Here is a 15,392-nt window from a genome sequence, read left to right as displayed (position 1 = left end):
CCTAAGAAGATTCTGAAGTATTCTTCAGGAGTCCGCCAGTCTTGGGCTATCGCATACAGAACACAAAGATCCAAGCTCAAATTGATCAGTTTGAAGAAAAGAATAGAAAAGAAGAACGAATTAGATTGGAAGAAATTCTATATGATCATGCAGGCGGTGTAACAAAAACAAACTTACGTTCCAGGCAGAACGCTCTTCTAGATTTCATCAAATTAGAACATGACGAAAGGAGGGACACGTATGGAATAAATATGGCACATAGTTTTTTAAGAAACCTTGATATGAGCAGATCAAGATTACAAGATAAAGGCATAGAAGGCATTCTTAAAAGCGCAAGTTTTTTACGGGCAGATTTGGAGAATGCGAAGTTTTTTGATGCACACCTAGAAGAAGCTTTGTTCTTAGAAACAAATTTGAAAGGGGGGTGGTTTCGTAATGCGCATTTAGAAGGTGCTCACTTTCGTGGAGCTTTCTTAGGAGATGTCGATTTTAGTGGTGCAGATTTAACCGGAACTCATTTCGACATGGCTATTGTTGATTCACCAGATTGGATCGAGAGGCTACATAAAATTCAGCCTCCAGTTAAAGGTTTCGACTTTAGCTTGTGGTCGATTACTGAAGTTAAATTTAACGACGGTAACTCAGTTTTCTTGATTACAGCTCCTAAAGACTCCAAGGAACATAACCTGACAATGATCAATCAAAAAAAACTGATGAGATAATTCACTATAGACAATAAGCGAGTTCATGTTTTTGTCGCCAGAGACACCCATTTCACTATCACCGAAAACGTCACCAGCGCCCGCATACAAACGCCAATCAAACACTCATTAACAACCACTCAGGCAAAAAGAAAAAACACCAAGCGGCTATATTATTAGAGCTTGGTGCCTGGTTTGTTTTCAGTTGATGCGTCTTGCTCCATTCGTAATGCGGTTGCCTATGCTTTCCTAAAGCATTGCCGCTGAATCCACCACGCCACCATTTACATTGTCACCAATATCACATATAATCGCCCTCGATAGTAATTCGACCGAGGGGCGATGATGCAGATTTTGACACTCACCAGTTATATCAAAGCCGATCTGATTGCGCGGCTGTCGCGGGATGAGTTGCCGTCTGATTCGCTGACGCTCGCTGCGCTCTCCGATCATTACAAGGTGAGCGTCACTCCCATTTATCATGCCATCAATGAGCTGATCGAAGAAGGCTACCTCTATCGCGAAAAGAACCGGCGGCTCTGCGTCAACAGGGATCGGATCGGTGATGCCCGCACTGCGGCGAAGTCACCCCAGCCGGCGCCTCCGGAAGACCATTTCAAGCGGATCACCGACGACCTGCTCACGATGAGCCTCAAAGGGGAATCGCTGTTTCTGCGGGAGATGGCGTCTGCGAAAAAGTATGGCATCAGCCGCACCAGCCTGCGGAATATTTTCAATCGCCTGGCAGGCGACGGCATGCTCGAACATGTGCCCCGCCGCGGCTGGAAACTGCGGTCCTTCAATCAGCACGATCTCGACGCGTTTATCGATGTCCGCGTGGTGCTGGAACTCAAGGCCCTCGAACTGGCGAGCGGCAGACTCGACAGGCAGGTCCTGCAGAAAATCCTCGCCGGCAACCAGGTGCCCGCTACAGATGACGAGCCGCTGCAGATCGATAACAGTCTGCACGAATATCTGATCAAACAGTCGGACAACTATTACATCATCAGCTTCTTCGATCGGCACGGCCGCTACTTCGATCTGCTGTTCCTCTGGGAATCGAACGATCGTGCCGCCGCGATACAGGAAATACAGCAGCATCAGCGGATACTCGCCGCGTTACTCGAGGAAGACTGGACGACCGCCCGCAAGGAACTGGAGTTCCATCTGCGCAGCAATCATCCCGTGTTGTCACAACTGAAACGCTGAATCAGTCGTCCGACGGTTCTTTGTGATGCGAAACGGTGACCGTGCTGCTGATGCCGCCGCGGGGTGTGAACTCGGCCCGCAGTTCCATCCAGCGGGGATCGGTCGCGGCGACCAGGTCATCCAGAATGCGATTGGTCACATCTTCATAAAACGCGCCGACGTTGCGGTAGCTCTGCAGATACATTTTCAACGACTTGAGTTCGAAGCAGACCTTGTCCGGAATGTAGGTGATGATCAGCGTTCCGAAATCGGGCTGGCCGGTTTTGGGGCAGACCGAGGTAAATTCGGGGCACACGGTTTCCATCACGTAATCGCGGTTGGGGTGGGGGTTTTCAAATGTTTCCAGCAGTTCGCGGGAGGCTTCGTTATCGCTCATGATCGTCTGTTTCTGTCGTAAAATGAATCTGTATTAAAGATCAACGAGTTCTATAGGCATTCCGCAGCCCGTGCAAGCAAAGCCAGCCTGTTTTCAGGCAAAACCGTTCAAATCTTGATAAAGATCCGCTGCAGATACATCCAGAGACAGATCAGCCACAATACGAACAGCACGGTCGCCGAAACCGCGATGGGAGCATACGGACAGTCGGCGCTGAACAGGGAACCGCCCACCGACCAGCCGGTCGCCTGGTCCAGTGTGGTCAGATGAATCTTGAGCGACTTTGTGATCCAAGGTCGCAGCAGCTGGGCCATACAGTACATGGCAATCGAGTTCATGCCCACCACCACAAACGGGAAAGCCCATTTTTTGTAACCTTTGACGTCGATGATCCAGTAGAAAACCGCCAGGAACCAGAAGGCCCAGGCCGCACTGAAGATGGCCCAGCCGGGAGACCAGATGCGTTTCACGATCGGCACCAGGTGCCATTCCCAGTTATTGATATTCACCGGCCAGATCGACGTATCCAGCAGCATCGAGACAACAAAGCAGATCAGCCCCGCCTTCAGCAGCCATTGGATCTTCATTTTCTCCAGTCGATTCGAAATCAGCAGTTGCCCCGCCATCAGGCCGAACAGCATGGTGGCAATCGACGGGATGAAATTCAATGTCTGGTAGCCGCCGTTATTCACCCAGAACGTGTCTCCCAGGTCGGGGTCGTCTTTCGGGTTATCATACCGCGGAAACCTGTTCAGCAGCTGGCGATCAACGGCAGCCGCTGCGTTGGTATGCTTGTTCCAGGCACTGCCGATCCCGGAAAACTGCGACCATTCCGCTTCATCTTTATGCTGCACTTCCTTGAGATACGTTTTGACGGCCGCCAGTTCGTCCTCGGGGGGCATATACTGATAGAAAAAGAACCAGTAGCCTCCCAGAATCGTCACCACGCCAATCATCTGCGTCACAAACGAGCGGTTCACATAAAAGAAGACCACCAGGTAACCCAGGCCGATCTGACATAAGACATTCGCAAACGTGAAATTCGTCTGCGGGCCTGATTGTGACGAGAGAAAGACCCCCAGCGCCACCAGCAGCACGGCTCGAAAAATCGCGTGCATCCAGATCCGGAACGTGGAATCCCCCTTTTGCCTGCGTTTGCGAACGGAGAAGGGCATCGACACGCCGACCAGGAACATGAACGAAGGTTGAATCAGGTCCCAGAAGCCGGCCCCCGTCCATTCCACATGACTTAACTGATACGAGAGTGTCTGCCAGAGCGTTTTCCACGAGCTTTCCCACTGTGTGCCGTTGTACTGGTCAAGTACTTCGGGGGAATTCTGCACCACACTGGCAATCGCCAGCCCGCCCGAGGCCATCGCCAGCATCACAAAGCCGCGATAAGCGTCCACGGAAACCAGCCGCTGGTTCGCTGCGGGTTTTTTCTTTGCTTTGACACTCAGATCCTTCTCCGTCACCGCTCTGGCCGGCTCGACCTCGGGAGAGACTTCGACGCCCGGCGTTTTCTGCAGCGGAATGGTTTCGGAGTTTTGCGAGTCGGAATGGGGATTATTTTGCGACATCTGATTTACCGATGACTGAAAAACAGCTAATGTATGGCAGGAATCACTCAGCATGATCGATTCGGAGACCGATGGCTACTGATATCGTAGCGTTTTTGGATTTCAACGTAAATCATCATTCATTCACCCTCGACACACTTTCACTTTAAGAAGACCTCATGACGATCCTTGTAACCGGCGGAGCGGGCTATATCGGCTCACATTGTGTTCAGCAACTGCTTGCCGCCGGGCAGAAAGTATGTGTCATCGACAACCTGTCCCGCGGCCACCGTGCGGCGGTTCCTTCCCAGGCTTCGTTTTTTCAGCTTGATCTGGGCGAGACGGATGAGTTGATCGACGTCATGAAATCGCAAAGAATCGAAAAAGTGATCCACTTCGCGGCGCTCGCCTACATCGGCGAATCGGTCGAAAACCCGCTGCCTTACTATGCGAATAACACGGCGGGCACACTTTCACTGCTGCAGGCGATGCGTCAGTCGCGCGTCAGCCAGATTGTGTTCAGTTCCACCTGCGCCACGTATGGGATTCCAGATACTCTGCCAGTCACGGAGGAGAGCGCACAAAAACCGATCAATCCTTATGGCTGGTCCAAACTCTTTATCGAGCAGATCCTGACCGACTGTGCTCGCAGTTATCCCAACTTCGGGTTTATCGGGCTGCGGTACTTCAACGTTGCCGGTTGTGCCATGAACGGATCACTGGGCGAAGACCACACTCCCGAAACCCACCTGATTCCCAACTGCCTGAAAACGGTTCTCGGCAAACAGTCGCAGGTGACCATCCTGGGCAATGACTATCCCACCGCAGACGGGACCTGCATCCGCGACTATATTCACGTGGAAGACATCTGCCGGGCGCATCTGCTGGCGTTGAACGCGCTCACGCCCCAGGCGAACCGGTTCTACAACGTCGGTCTCGGCAGCGGGTTTTCCGTACTCGACGTCGTGAAGACGGCAGAGCAGGTGACCGGTTGCAAAATTCCCGTCGACTACCAGGCCCGACGTCCCGGCGATCCCCCGGTTCTGACCGCCTCGCATGAAAAAATCAGCCGTGAGTTGGGCTGGACACCCCGCCATACTTCGCTGACTGACATTATTGAATCGGCGTGGAACTGGTTTCAGAAACATCCCGATGGTTACCAGGGCAAAGGTCCGACCGCCTCTCCCAGCGATTCGGGGAAGCAGGCGTGAGCGATGGTACTTGCGAATACTCCCGATGCATCCGCAAGTAGCAACGGGGCTCGATATGATTCTCTTATTTTGAACGTTTTCCCTGTCAGCTCTAGCAATCAACTCAGCACCGGGGATACATCCACATAGCGAACGCCTTAAGAATCAAGCGCAGTTTTCAATGAAGACTGCCGACTTGGTGACCGTGAATTGTTTTGCACGGCCGGACAAGCCGGACCGTGGCACACGGGAACCCTACTGAGATTGCAATCTACCCCACCGGATCAGACGTCCGTGTGCCACCGCTCGGCTTGTCCGACGGTGCTGGCACTATACCAGAGAAATACTCCCGATGCATCTGAAAGTAGCAACGGGGCTCGATATGATTCTCTTAATTCGAACGTGTACTCTGTCAGTTTCCCGTTGTCTGCGACAACACCGAATTACATTCGGGGCTACCCTTTTCTGTATGTGATGTGGTTTCGTGTTTTTTGTGGAAGAAATATCATGCATGAATGCGTTAACTGATTCCGTAGCAGTGTGAGACTGACTCGAGATTCGCAAGGCGGGCGGACACATGGGTCCGCACCCTACTTCTATAGGGTTGGATGTGTTGTTTTTGATTGAATGCCTGCACTGACAGTTGCATTCATGAGAAGGAAATCTTTCTCTAAATCACTCTACGGCACTCACCGGCTTCTGGTCTGAATTCCTGCTGCCTTGCCTTCGTTTTTTCGCCACTCTGCTGACAGGCTGCACGGGGATTGATACAATAATAACTCTTGTTAACCAATTGCGTACTCGCCCGTTTCCCGCCTCTGCTGACAACAGGATAGATCATGGCTCTGAAATCACACCTCCGCCCGTTTCTCTGGCTGACCGTATTCACACTGCTGCTCGCGACCACTGCCTCTCAGGCAGCCGATCCCCGTAAAGTCATTGGCCCCAGCGAAGCCGACCAGAACCTGAGCGATTATTTCTACCATCAGACAATGCAGGTGGCAGACAGCAGCCTCAAAAAGATCAAGGACCTCGAGACGTGGAAGAAGAAGCGTGTCACTTACCGCAAACAGCTGTTTGAAATGCTCGGTCTCTCGCCATTGCCCGCCAGAACCGACCTGAAACCGGAAATCACAGGTACGATCGAGAGTGAAGGCTTCATCGTCGAAAAGATCACCTTTCAATCCCGTCCCGGTCTGTATGTCACCGGAAACCTGTATCGTCCCCTGAAACAGGAAGGAAAAGTACCGGCTATCCTGTATGTCTGCGGTCACGGCGGTGTCAAAAAGAATGGCATCATTTATGGTAACAAGGTGCATTACCAGCATCATGGCGAATGGTTTGCCCGCAATGGTTACGTCTGCCTGACAATCGATACGCTGCAGCTGGGCGAAATCGCGGGCCTGCATCACGGCACTCACCGGGAAGGGATGTGGGAATGGCTTTCGCGCGGTTACACCCCTGCCGGCGTTGAAGCCTGGAACTGCATTCGTGCGCTCGATTATCTGCAGTCTCGTCCCGAAGTGGATGGAGACAAGCTGGGTGTCACCGGTCGTTCCGGCGGAGGCGCCTACAGCTGGTGGATCGCGGCGCTGGATGAACGCATCAAAGCCGCCGTCCCGGTCGCCGGGATTACAAGCATGAAAAATCATGTGATCGACGGCGTGATTGAAGGGCACTGCGACTGCATGTTTATGGTTAACACCTATCAATGGGACTATGCCCAGGTTGCTGCGCTCGTCGCACCGCGACCGTTATTGATTTCGAATACCGATAAAGACGGAATTTTCCCGCTCGACGGCGTCGTCGACGTCTATCGTGATACCATGCAGATTTATGAACTGTATGGCGTGCCTCAAAACCTGGGTCTGCAGATTACGGAGGGTCCGCATAAAGATACCCAGGAACTGCGGGTTCACGCATTCCGCTGGTTCAATCATTTCCTTAAAGGGGATGACAGCCTGATCGAAATGGCGGCAAAACCATTTCATACCCCCGAAGAGCTGAAGGTCTTTCAAACGCTGCCGGAAGATCAAAAGAATGCGAAGATCCAGGAATCCTTCGTCAAGCTGGCCGACTCCGCGCCGATCCCCGCCGATACACAGGAGTGGGAACAGCAGACCGAACGCTGGAAACAGCAGTTGCTGCAGAAAAGCTTCCGCGCCTGGCCTGAAAAAGTGAACGCCATCAAACCTGAAGTGAAAACAATCACGAAAGACGGCCTGGTTCTGCAGACGATCTCCTTTGACAGTCAGAAACATGTGCCACTCGACCTGTTCGTCGTCTTGCCTGCAGACAGCGATGCCACGAAAATCGAAAAAATCAACCTGGTTATCCTGAACCAGTCGGACTGGGAAGGGGACTTCAAACACATTGTTTCCTTTTTCCCGGGAATGCAGGCCGGGAATGGGGCGTCCGCTGAAAGTAAAAAACGGTTCCAGGAATTTCGCAAACAGATTCTGGAAAGCGGAGTACCCATCGCCTACTTTGCACCTCGGGGTATTGGTTTGAGCGAATGGAATCAGAATGAGCGGAAACAGGTTCAGATCCGCCGCCGTTTCTATCTGCTGGGACAGTCGCTGGAAGGCATGCAGGTCTGGGATATCCGCCGCGCAATACAGGCATTGAAATCACAGTCCGATTTTTCTGACGCGCAACTGACATTGAATGCCAGCGGTGATGCAGCCGTGTTGTGCCTGTATGCTTCCCTGTTCGAGACCGGAATTGCGGCTCTCGAACTGGAAGGAATGCCCGCCTCCCATCAGAGTGGGCCGGCCCTCCTGAATGTGCTGCGTTACCTGGATCTGCCTCAGACGCTCGCCATGGCGGCCACCCGCAGTCCTGTTATCGTATCCAAAGTCAAACCAGAGGACTGGAAATATCCTGCTGAGGTCAGCAACAAGCTGGACTGGGATCAAAGTCGGCTGCAGATTAAGAAATGAAGTCGAGAAATCGGAACGAGTTTCAAACGAGTGACTTCGCTCTGTTTGCTCATTTCCTCTATGGCGTTATAATCGGTAAAGAGACATCGGCGGCACAGATCATGAACTGCTGATGTTTCTGCCTGATTATCGCTTAGACGCTCTTTTTCTCATAGACAAGGTACTTTGACGTGAACCGTCCTCCCCATACTGCCACAGCGCTTCCCGATCCGACTACTAATATGACGGAAGGCTGGCATTGCCTGCATTTGTATTATCGTGTTGACCAGGCAGCTTTGAACCAGATTGACCAGTCCACCCGGGCCGAGGGACGCAGACAGCTGGCAGCCATTCTGGATGCTGAGGCGGAAGACGCCCCGATCCGCATGCAGACCTCAATCGTCTCCGGCCACAAAGCCGATCTGCAGGTGCTGGTCATGGACCCGGACCCGATCAAAATCGACAGTATCAAACAGGCCATTCGCAGTTGTGGACTGGGCCCCGCGCTGGTTCCCACAAATTCATTCGTGTCCATTACCGAAGTTTCCGAGTATGTCCCTACGCTTGATCAATTTGCCGCGAAACTCAAGCAGGAAGGCACAGACCCGGAAAGCCCGGCGTTCCAGGCAAAAATCAAAGCCTATGAAGGCCGCCTGCCTGCGATGAACCAGCAGCGGATCTATCCCGAGTTCCCTGATTTTCCGGTCTGCACTTTTTACCCGATGAATAAGTCACGGGTTCCCGGCGCCAACTGGTACATGGAACAGTTCAGCAATCGCTACGCCATGATGGCCGAACATGGGATGAGCGGAATGAAGTTCGCCGGTCGCGTGGTGCAGGTCATTACGGCTTCGACCGGCTTTGATGACTGGGAGTGGGGCGTAACGCTCTGGGGTCGCGCTCCGGAGCCCATCAAAGAAATCGTGTATACGATGCGGTTCGATAAAGCTTCCGCCAAGTATGCAGAGTTCGGACCATTCTACCTGAGCTATATTGTGCCCCCGGAAGAAGCAATCGCCCATCTGAAACTCTGATGAGCTTCAGACAGGCGATGCAGGCCTTCCATCAATTTCAATGTCAGCTCTTAGCGGCGGAAGCGGTAGTTGCTGTTGGTGTGATCGAATTCCGTGGTCGCCAGTTCCGATTTCAGATTGATATCGGTAAATGAATACGATTCGATCAGGGTCTTTTCATCCAGTTCCTCAGCAGAGGCACTTGCCAGATCTTTGCTGGGCCAGCCAAATCCTCGCACGAAAATCGGCAGGCAGGTTTTCTGATCGATGTAGATTACCGATTTACGATAAGTTTCCGATTCTTTGGCATTCGCGAAATGAGCGATGAAGCAGTAACAGTCTTTGCCGTCATATTTCTGATTGGGAATCATGACACATTCCGTATTCAGGTTCTCATCCAGATCCTTCTTGCGGAATTCGATAATCGTTTCCGCCAAAGCCTTGATACCGGCTTTGGTAATGGGATAGCGGGATTCCTGCATCGCCAGTGAACCGTAAGGATCCAGTTTGAGCGTGGGAACCAGTCGGCCCTTTAAGCCGCCCATTTTGACCAGCATTTTTTCTTCGTTCTGTCCATCAACGTAGAGCAGTTCCTGCCCTTTATCGCCGACGACCCACTTCATATAAACACTGAATGGTTTGTGACGGCATTTCAGGCTGATGACCTGGTTGTCAGACAGTTCACCACCGACGAATTCCTGTTTGGAGAAGGTCGCCGTGTAATCGGGAATCGTATCCAGGTAGCGGCAGCCTTTTTCCAGCAGCAGCTGATTCATCAGAATCGCCATCCGCCCCGTGAGCATGCCATTACTCTGTTGAGACTGCTGCTTTTTATCCTCGCCTGGCTTTTCAATCTGGTTCGGGTCTGACGAATTGGTGGGCTTATAAGCGATGACCGGAATGGGGACCGGCTTGGAAGCAACCAGCGCCATATCATTCGGATCAGCATCAGCGGGAGCGGGGTCAAAACTGAAATATAAAATTCCAATCGCAGCAGAAATGATGGCCGACGCCATCACGTTTGAAAAATGATGTTCTGATCTGATTCTTAGCATGCGCATCATGCGGTACCATTCCTTTTCGGTATGAAAATGCAAGGCACCGTCTTGTCTGAATTGAAATCGCAAAACGAAATCCACTCATCCGTGAAAAGACGTAAACCGGGCTTGCCCGTCGTGATATGATGTGGCCAGCACACGACAATCCCTGAGTGCGTCTGACAGATGTCTGTTTTCATAAAAGTCGTGCTCTCATCACTCTGAAAACAGAACTCTCCTGACCCGTGGGCGGCTCTGTTTTCAAAAACGGAGAACAATACGCTTTACGCGTATTTCCCGATTCGTGCATCTCCAGGTTCCGATTCAACCTCACTGTCAAATCGTCTTTTTTGTTATTTCGGGGTGGCTATGCCTAAAAATTCGACATTTTTACCAGATGAGTATTAGTAAAACTGATGCCCGATTTTTAATCAGCGCACACTCAGGACAAGTGGGGTTCAGATAGGATAAAACCCATACACTTGCCGCATACTACCCGGTTTCACACAGGGCTGTTTTCCAGGAACTTCAAATGGCACAGCGCAAAGCGTCCCGTTTTTTTCAGACCAGGTTTTATTTTTCTAAGGCATTCATTTACAATGATTTAGCGGAAACCAGATATATAACCTGATTTCGATATCTTCTCTCCTTTGCGAAAAGGTCTAAACCTATGAAATTGAATCGGCGCTCCTTTCTTCAATCAGCGACTGCTACTCTGTTCACAGGCCCCCTGATCAGTTCGCTTCCCGCTTTTTCCTCAAAATCAACCGGGAAGAGATCAATGAAACTGGATCTGTCCTGTGGTCGGATCGGCGTGGAGGCAGATCAGCGACAGGCGATCGACTATGCACATCAATACGGATTCGAGGCCGTCGTGCCCGATGCCGGGTATCTAGGCAAACTTTCCGACAGCCAGCTGACGGAACTCAAGGCCGAAATGCAGGACAAAAACCTGGTCTTCAGCGCTGCCGGCATGCCCGTCGATTTTCGCAAGACAGATGACATCTTCAAACAGGGATTGGCCACACTCCCCCAGAATACAGCAGCATTACAAAGGGCAGGGGTGACCCGCACAGGCACCTGGCTGATGCCCACACACGCTGAGCTGACCTATAACGCCAACTTCAAGCAGCACACCCGCCGCCTCAAAGAAATCTCCCGGATCCTGGCGGATCACGGTCTGCGGTTCGGGCTGGAATACGTCGGACCGAAAACACTCTGGTCCAGCAAAATGTATCCATTTATTCATTCTCTGCCGGAAGCGCGGGAACTGATCGCAGCCATCGATGTCCAGGGAGTCGGCCTGATTCTGGACAGCTGGCACTGGTACACCGCACACGAAACCAGGGACGACCTGCTGACATTAACCAACGCCGACATTGTCGCCGTCGATTTGAATGATGCCCCCGCCGGTCTGGAAATCGATCAACAGATCGATCAGCAACGGGAACTCCCCATGGCGACCGGCGTGATTGACCTGGCAACGTTTTTGAATACGCTGAATGAACTCCAATACGACGGTCCGGTTCGCGCCGAACCATTCAATGCCGCGTTAAGAAAAATGCCCGCCGATCAGGCAGTCGCCGCAACCGCAACCGCCATGAAGAAAGCGTTCGCGCTGATTCAGTAACGGGCTACTCTGCTTTCTCTTTATCTTCGGATTTATCTATGGCCAGTGTGATTTCAATCGTCACCGGCGTACCGCGCGGGGGAATTTTGTCCTTGTTGGCTTCGAACAGCAGGTTTCCTTCACCCGACGCCGAACTGGCGATATTCACATCGATGATCGCCGTCGGAAAATTCGCGACGCAGATCAGATCACCACTTTCTGCATAGTAGTATTTTTCACCCGTCATTTCATCAATGGCGAAACCACTGCCGGCAAAGATCCAGTCGGCTTTCATCAACCGGGGCTGACTTTCATCGTAGAACTTTTTGATCGCTTCCTGAAATGCCTTGTCCTTACTCTTTGCCAGAAACGCATCCCGGGTCTCTTTCGACATCTGGCCGAACCAGATCAATTCCTTGTATTTCTCATCGAACCGCAGTTCGCTTTTTTTATCGATGGTAACACCTTCAGGTAACTGCTCCAGCTTCGCGGTGAAATAGCGACTGGTCGCCGTCCGGACCCAGTTCTGAGCCACTTCGCGCTGTTCTTTTCCTGCCTTGTCTTTCCACACCAGGACGATATCCAGTTTCTGTCCCTGGGGAGGTTGAAACTTCGGGGTGAATTTGACAGGGGTCCCCACTTTGGCACCAATCGCCAGCAGGCCGGCATGAATGGCAGTTGCCGGTGATTCAATCGACAGGATCGATTCATGCTCTTTGGTCTGTTTTTTACACAGCAGCATTTCCAGCACGCCTTCCTGCAGGCAGACATGCGTTTTCAATAACAGTTTTTTCTGAGCCAGATCCAGCAGGACCGTATTCTCTTTATTCAGCGCCACCGGTCCTTTCGCAGCTTTTGATTTCGCGTCCGCAGACCCTTCCGCTTTTTCCTTTGCCGGATCGGCGGCGGTGAATGCCTGGCTGCAAAGCAGTACGAATGCGAATATTGTTGACGCGATTGCTGTCTGTCGTTTCATAAATCCATCCATCAGGTTAAAAGGCGGAGCATGCCCGTCGGTGACATACTGTTATTCTAAGTACTTGAGTCCAAAAGTCTGCCCTGATTCCGGGGGATTTAGCAGATCTTTGCAGAAGAAACAAAATCGTTCAGCCAGTTGATGTAATCGGCTGTCAGCTGTTCGCGATTCGGCTCAAATTCCAGCGTATGCCGCGCCTCAGGATAAGTAATCAACGTTTTCTGATCCGACCGGATGCGTGAAAAGTAAGCTTCTGTCGCCAGATTATCGATAATCTGATCCTGTTCCGCCAGCTGACAGAACACCGGACATTCGATGCGCGTCGCTGCTCCATCCACCCGGCGATCCAGTTCCCGGTTGGCCAGCAGAAATGCCACGCTCACCTCATGCAGCGCCAGCGGATCTTCCTGGATCCACTTCTGCCAGTGCGGATCAGCGGTAAACAGAGCCGGATCACTCAGGGGAATCGGCACCCGTTTGTCCCTGATTCCCAGTCGCTCTGCCAGTGACAGCTGCATCTGCTGCACGGCAGTCGCTTTCACTTTTGCTTTGATCCCTGGATAAAGCAACGCCAGTCCATCGATCAATTCAGGTCGCTCTGCAGCCACAACAGCCGCCAGTTTTGCTCCCCAGCTCATCCCCTGCAGAACCACGGGTGCTGTCTGTTTCTGCTGTTTCTGGCGAAACCGAATCTGTGACAACAACTGCACGACATCCTGAACCAGCCGCCGCCAGTGTGCTGCGTGACCCCGCTGCTGCGCATTGAGCCCCGAGCCTCTGCGATCAAAAAAGTAGATCCGCGCCCCTTGCTCACAAAGTTGTCGGCACGAGGCTTCGTACCAGCCGGAATGACTCTGAATCCCATGCAGGATCACCAGCGTCACCCGGGCTCGCTGATCTTCCGGATGCCAGACGCGTCCCCGCAGACGATAGCCATCCGAGACGATGAATTCTTCACAGTCAGGTGCCGTCATGTATTCATACCAGCATGGTTTCCAGAATACGTGAATAACAGCCGAACGTCCCCTGGTCAAATAATACGAACCGGGCCAGTCTGATCTGCTTTGTCGCCTCCAGCCTGGTTGCCACCGTTCGCAACGCGATTTCGCCGGCCAGGTCAACCGGGTAGCGATAAATGCCAGTGCTGATCGACGGGAAAGCCAGTGACTGGCAGTCATTTTGCTCCGCCAGATCCAGACAGCTCTCGTAGGCGGACTGCAGCAGTTGTTTCTCTTTTTTTCCGCCTCCCTGCCAGACTGGGCCTACCGCATGAAAGATATACCGGGCCGACAGTCGACCGGCTGACGTCGCGACTGCGCTCCCGGTGGGACAGCCGTCCGGGTAGCGTCGTTCCAGTTCTTCCATGATTTCAGGTCCCGCGGCATCGTGAATCGCACCGTCCACGCCCCCTCCGCCTGCCAGGACGGAATTGGCAGCATTCACAATCGCATCCACCTCCTGGGTGGTAATATCCCCCCGAACCAGCTCAATCAGGGCAGATCCAAACTGTACGATCATGGGCTCTCAATCTATGATTAGAAATAATAAATCGCTAAGATCAGACATTGATCCAGACAGACAGTATAAAATACGATACGTTCCGATCAAAGAGTGAACTCATCAACAATTCCAGCAATGATTGCGAATCAGTCCACCGTGATAAAAGTCAGCCTCCTCATTCCGACCCTGGATCAGTCCGGCGCAGAAAAACAGTTGTCTCTGCTCGCCACGTCTCTGCCCAGGGAAGAATTCGAAGTCCAGGTCATCGCACTCACCCGCGGCGGTCCTTATGAAACATTGCTCCGCGATCACAATATCCCGGTCACGATCTTAAAAAAACGCTTCAAGTTTGATCCCCTCGCGTACCACGCGCTGAAAAAAACGATTCAACAGCAGCAGCCCGATATCCTGCATACCTGGTTATTCGCTGCCAACTCCTATGGCAGAATGGCCGTCAAACGACTCTCTAAAACTCAGAAAGCCCCCAAAGTCATTGTCTCCGAGCGGTGTGTTGACACCTGGAAGAGCAAATGGCAGCACAACGTGGACCGCAGACTGCTGCCACAAACATCACTGCTGGTGGGCAATTCACAAAGTGTCGTCGACTTTTATCAGGAGCAGGGCGTTCCCGCATCGATGCTGCGTGTGGTCCGCAACGGAATTCCCATCCCCGAAACTGGCGACACCGAAACCACCCGCAAAGAACTCTTTCAGCAACATCATATCCCCGCTGATGCACGCCTGATGGCCTTCGTCGGGCGACTCGCGCGGCAGAAGCGAATTGAAGACCTGCTCTGGACACTGCAGCTGCTCCGACAGATGAACGAAAAAATCATCCTGCTTCTCATCGGCGAGGGTCCCGAACGAGCCAGGCTGGAGCAGCTGGCCCATAAATACACGGTCACGCCGAATGTGCGGTTTCTGGGACATCGCCCGGATGTCAAACAGCTGTTTCCCCTGTTCGACCTGTTCCTGCTGGCCAGTGATTTCGAAGGGCAGTCCAACAGCGTGATGGAAGCCATGTCGTATGGAATTCCGGTCATCGCCAGTGATATTCCCCCCAATCGTGAACTGATCAGCCATGGAGAAAACGGGTTTTTAACGTCGGTGGGAGACTGCACCGGATATGCACAATATGCTGAACGCATCCTCGCAGACCCTCAACTCGCTTCCAATCTCGGCACAACCGCCCAAAAAAAGATGCAGCAGGACTTCAGTGTTGCTAAAATGACAGCAGGCTACGCTGCCCTCTACCGCGAAGTGCTCGCTTAAAGAACTCGCATCACACAATCCGACCTTTC

Annotated in this window: 13 protein-coding genes; 7 read left to right on the top strand and 6 right to left on the bottom strand. The window is 52.3% G+C overall.

Going from position 1 to position 15,392, the window contains the following annotated elements:
* Window positions 1-41: 41 nt before the first annotated feature.
* Window positions 42-722, top strand: a complete 681-nt coding sequence (locus tag AACZ40_RS22095; RefSeq protein ID WP_291172416.1) for a pentapeptide repeat-containing protein — start codon at window positions 42-44, stop codon at window positions 720-722.
* Window positions 723-1,043: 321 nt separating this feature from the next.
* Complete coding sequence (locus AACZ40_RS22090) at window positions 1,044-1,910, top strand: GntR family transcriptional regulator (protein ID WP_291172419.1); 867 nt, start codon at window positions 1,044-1,046, stop codon at window positions 1,908-1,910.
* A gap of 1 nt (window position 1,911) precedes the next feature.
* Here AACZ40_RS22090 and queF read toward each other — a convergent pair whose 3' ends face one another.
* Together queF and AACZ40_RS22080 are read right to left on the bottom strand one after the other, a co-directional pair.
* A complete protein-coding gene (gene queF / locus AACZ40_RS22085) occupies window positions 1,912-2,286 on the bottom strand; it encodes a preQ(1) synthase (protein ID WP_291172422.1) in 375 nt (124 codons plus the stop codon).
* A gap of 107 nt (window positions 2,287-2,393) precedes the next feature.
* Window positions 2,394-3,866 (bottom strand): DUF5009 domain-containing protein, encoded by a 1,473-nt coding sequence (locus tag AACZ40_RS22080; protein ID WP_291172425.1) that lies wholly within the window; start codon window positions 3,864-3,866, stop codon window positions 2,394-2,396.
* 158 nt (window positions 3,867-4,024) lie between these two features.
* Between AACZ40_RS22080 and galE the strand changes: the two genes are divergently transcribed.
* The 3 genes from galE to hemQ all read left to right on the top strand — a co-directional run bounded on the left by galE (window position 4,025) and on the right by hemQ (window position 8,990).
* Window positions 4,025-5,056, top strand: coding sequence for a UDP-glucose 4-epimerase GalE (galE, locus tag AACZ40_RS22075; protein ID WP_291172428.1), 1,032 nt, complete (start codon window positions 4,025-4,027; stop codon window positions 5,054-5,056).
* 818 nt (window positions 5,057-5,874) lie between these two features.
* A complete protein-coding gene (locus AACZ40_RS22070) occupies window positions 5,875-7,977 on the top strand; it encodes an acetylxylan esterase (RefSeq protein ID WP_291172430.1) in 2,103 nt (700 codons plus the stop codon).
* Window positions 7,978-8,147: 170 nt separating this feature from the next.
* Window positions 8,148-8,990 carry a hydrogen peroxide-dependent heme synthase gene (hemQ, locus tag AACZ40_RS22065; protein WP_291172433.1) on the top strand — a complete coding sequence of 281 codons (843 nt, stop codon included), beginning with the start codon at window positions 8,148-8,150 and terminating at the stop codon, window positions 8,988-8,990.
* Window positions 8,991-9,040: 50 nt separating this feature from the next.
* Here hemQ and AACZ40_RS22060 read toward each other — a convergent pair whose 3' ends face one another.
* Complete coding sequence (locus AACZ40_RS22060) at window positions 9,041-10,033, bottom strand: DUF1571 domain-containing protein (RefSeq protein WP_291172436.1); 993 nt, start codon at window positions 10,031-10,033, stop codon at window positions 9,041-9,043.
* 754 nt (window positions 10,034-10,787) lie between these two features.
* Here AACZ40_RS22060 and AACZ40_RS22055 point away from each other — a divergent pair.
* Window positions 10,788-11,636 (top strand): sugar phosphate isomerase/epimerase family protein, encoded by an 849-nt coding sequence (locus AACZ40_RS22055; RefSeq protein WP_291172438.1) that lies wholly within the window; start codon window positions 10,788-10,790, stop codon window positions 11,634-11,636.
* A 4-nt stretch (window positions 11,637-11,640) separates the two neighbouring features.
* Here the strand turns inward: AACZ40_RS22055 and AACZ40_RS22050 are convergent, their stop codons facing one another.
* From AACZ40_RS22050 to AACZ40_RS22040, 3 genes are all read right to left on the bottom strand, one after another.
* The gene (locus tag AACZ40_RS22050) at window positions 11,641-12,591 is read right to left on the bottom strand and encodes a YdjY domain-containing protein (RefSeq protein WP_291172441.1); all 951 of its coding nucleotides are present in this window, start codon (window positions 12,589-12,591) and stop codon (window positions 11,641-11,643) included.
* A gap of 98 nt (window positions 12,592-12,689) precedes the next feature.
* A complete protein-coding gene (locus tag AACZ40_RS22045; protein WP_291172444.1) occupies window positions 12,690-13,565 on the bottom strand; it encodes an alpha/beta fold hydrolase in 876 nt (291 codons plus the stop codon).
* A gap of 4 nt (window positions 13,566-13,569) precedes the next feature.
* On the bottom strand, window positions 13,570-14,109 hold the full coding sequence (locus tag AACZ40_RS22040; protein ID WP_291172446.1) for an O-acetyl-ADP-ribose deacetylase: 540 nt from the start codon (window positions 14,107-14,109) through the stop codon (window positions 13,570-13,572).
* 117 nt (window positions 14,110-14,226) lie between these two features.
* Here AACZ40_RS22040 and AACZ40_RS22035 point away from each other — a divergent pair, with 117 nt between their 5' ends.
* Window positions 14,227-15,363: a glycosyltransferase gene (locus AACZ40_RS22035; RefSeq protein WP_291172449.1), complete on the top strand. Its 1,137-nt coding sequence runs from the start codon at window positions 14,227-14,229 to the stop codon at window positions 15,361-15,363.
* Window positions 15,364-15,392: the final 29 nt, after the last annotated feature.

Origin of the sequence: uncultured Gimesia sp., from assembly GCF_963972345.1 — a bacterium.
Lineage (GTDB): Bacteria > Planctomycetota > Planctomycetia > Planctomycetales > Planctomycetaceae > Gimesia.
The sequence above is the reverse complement of the archived record's forward strand: the minus strand, read 5'-3'. Positions and strand labels throughout refer to the sequence as shown.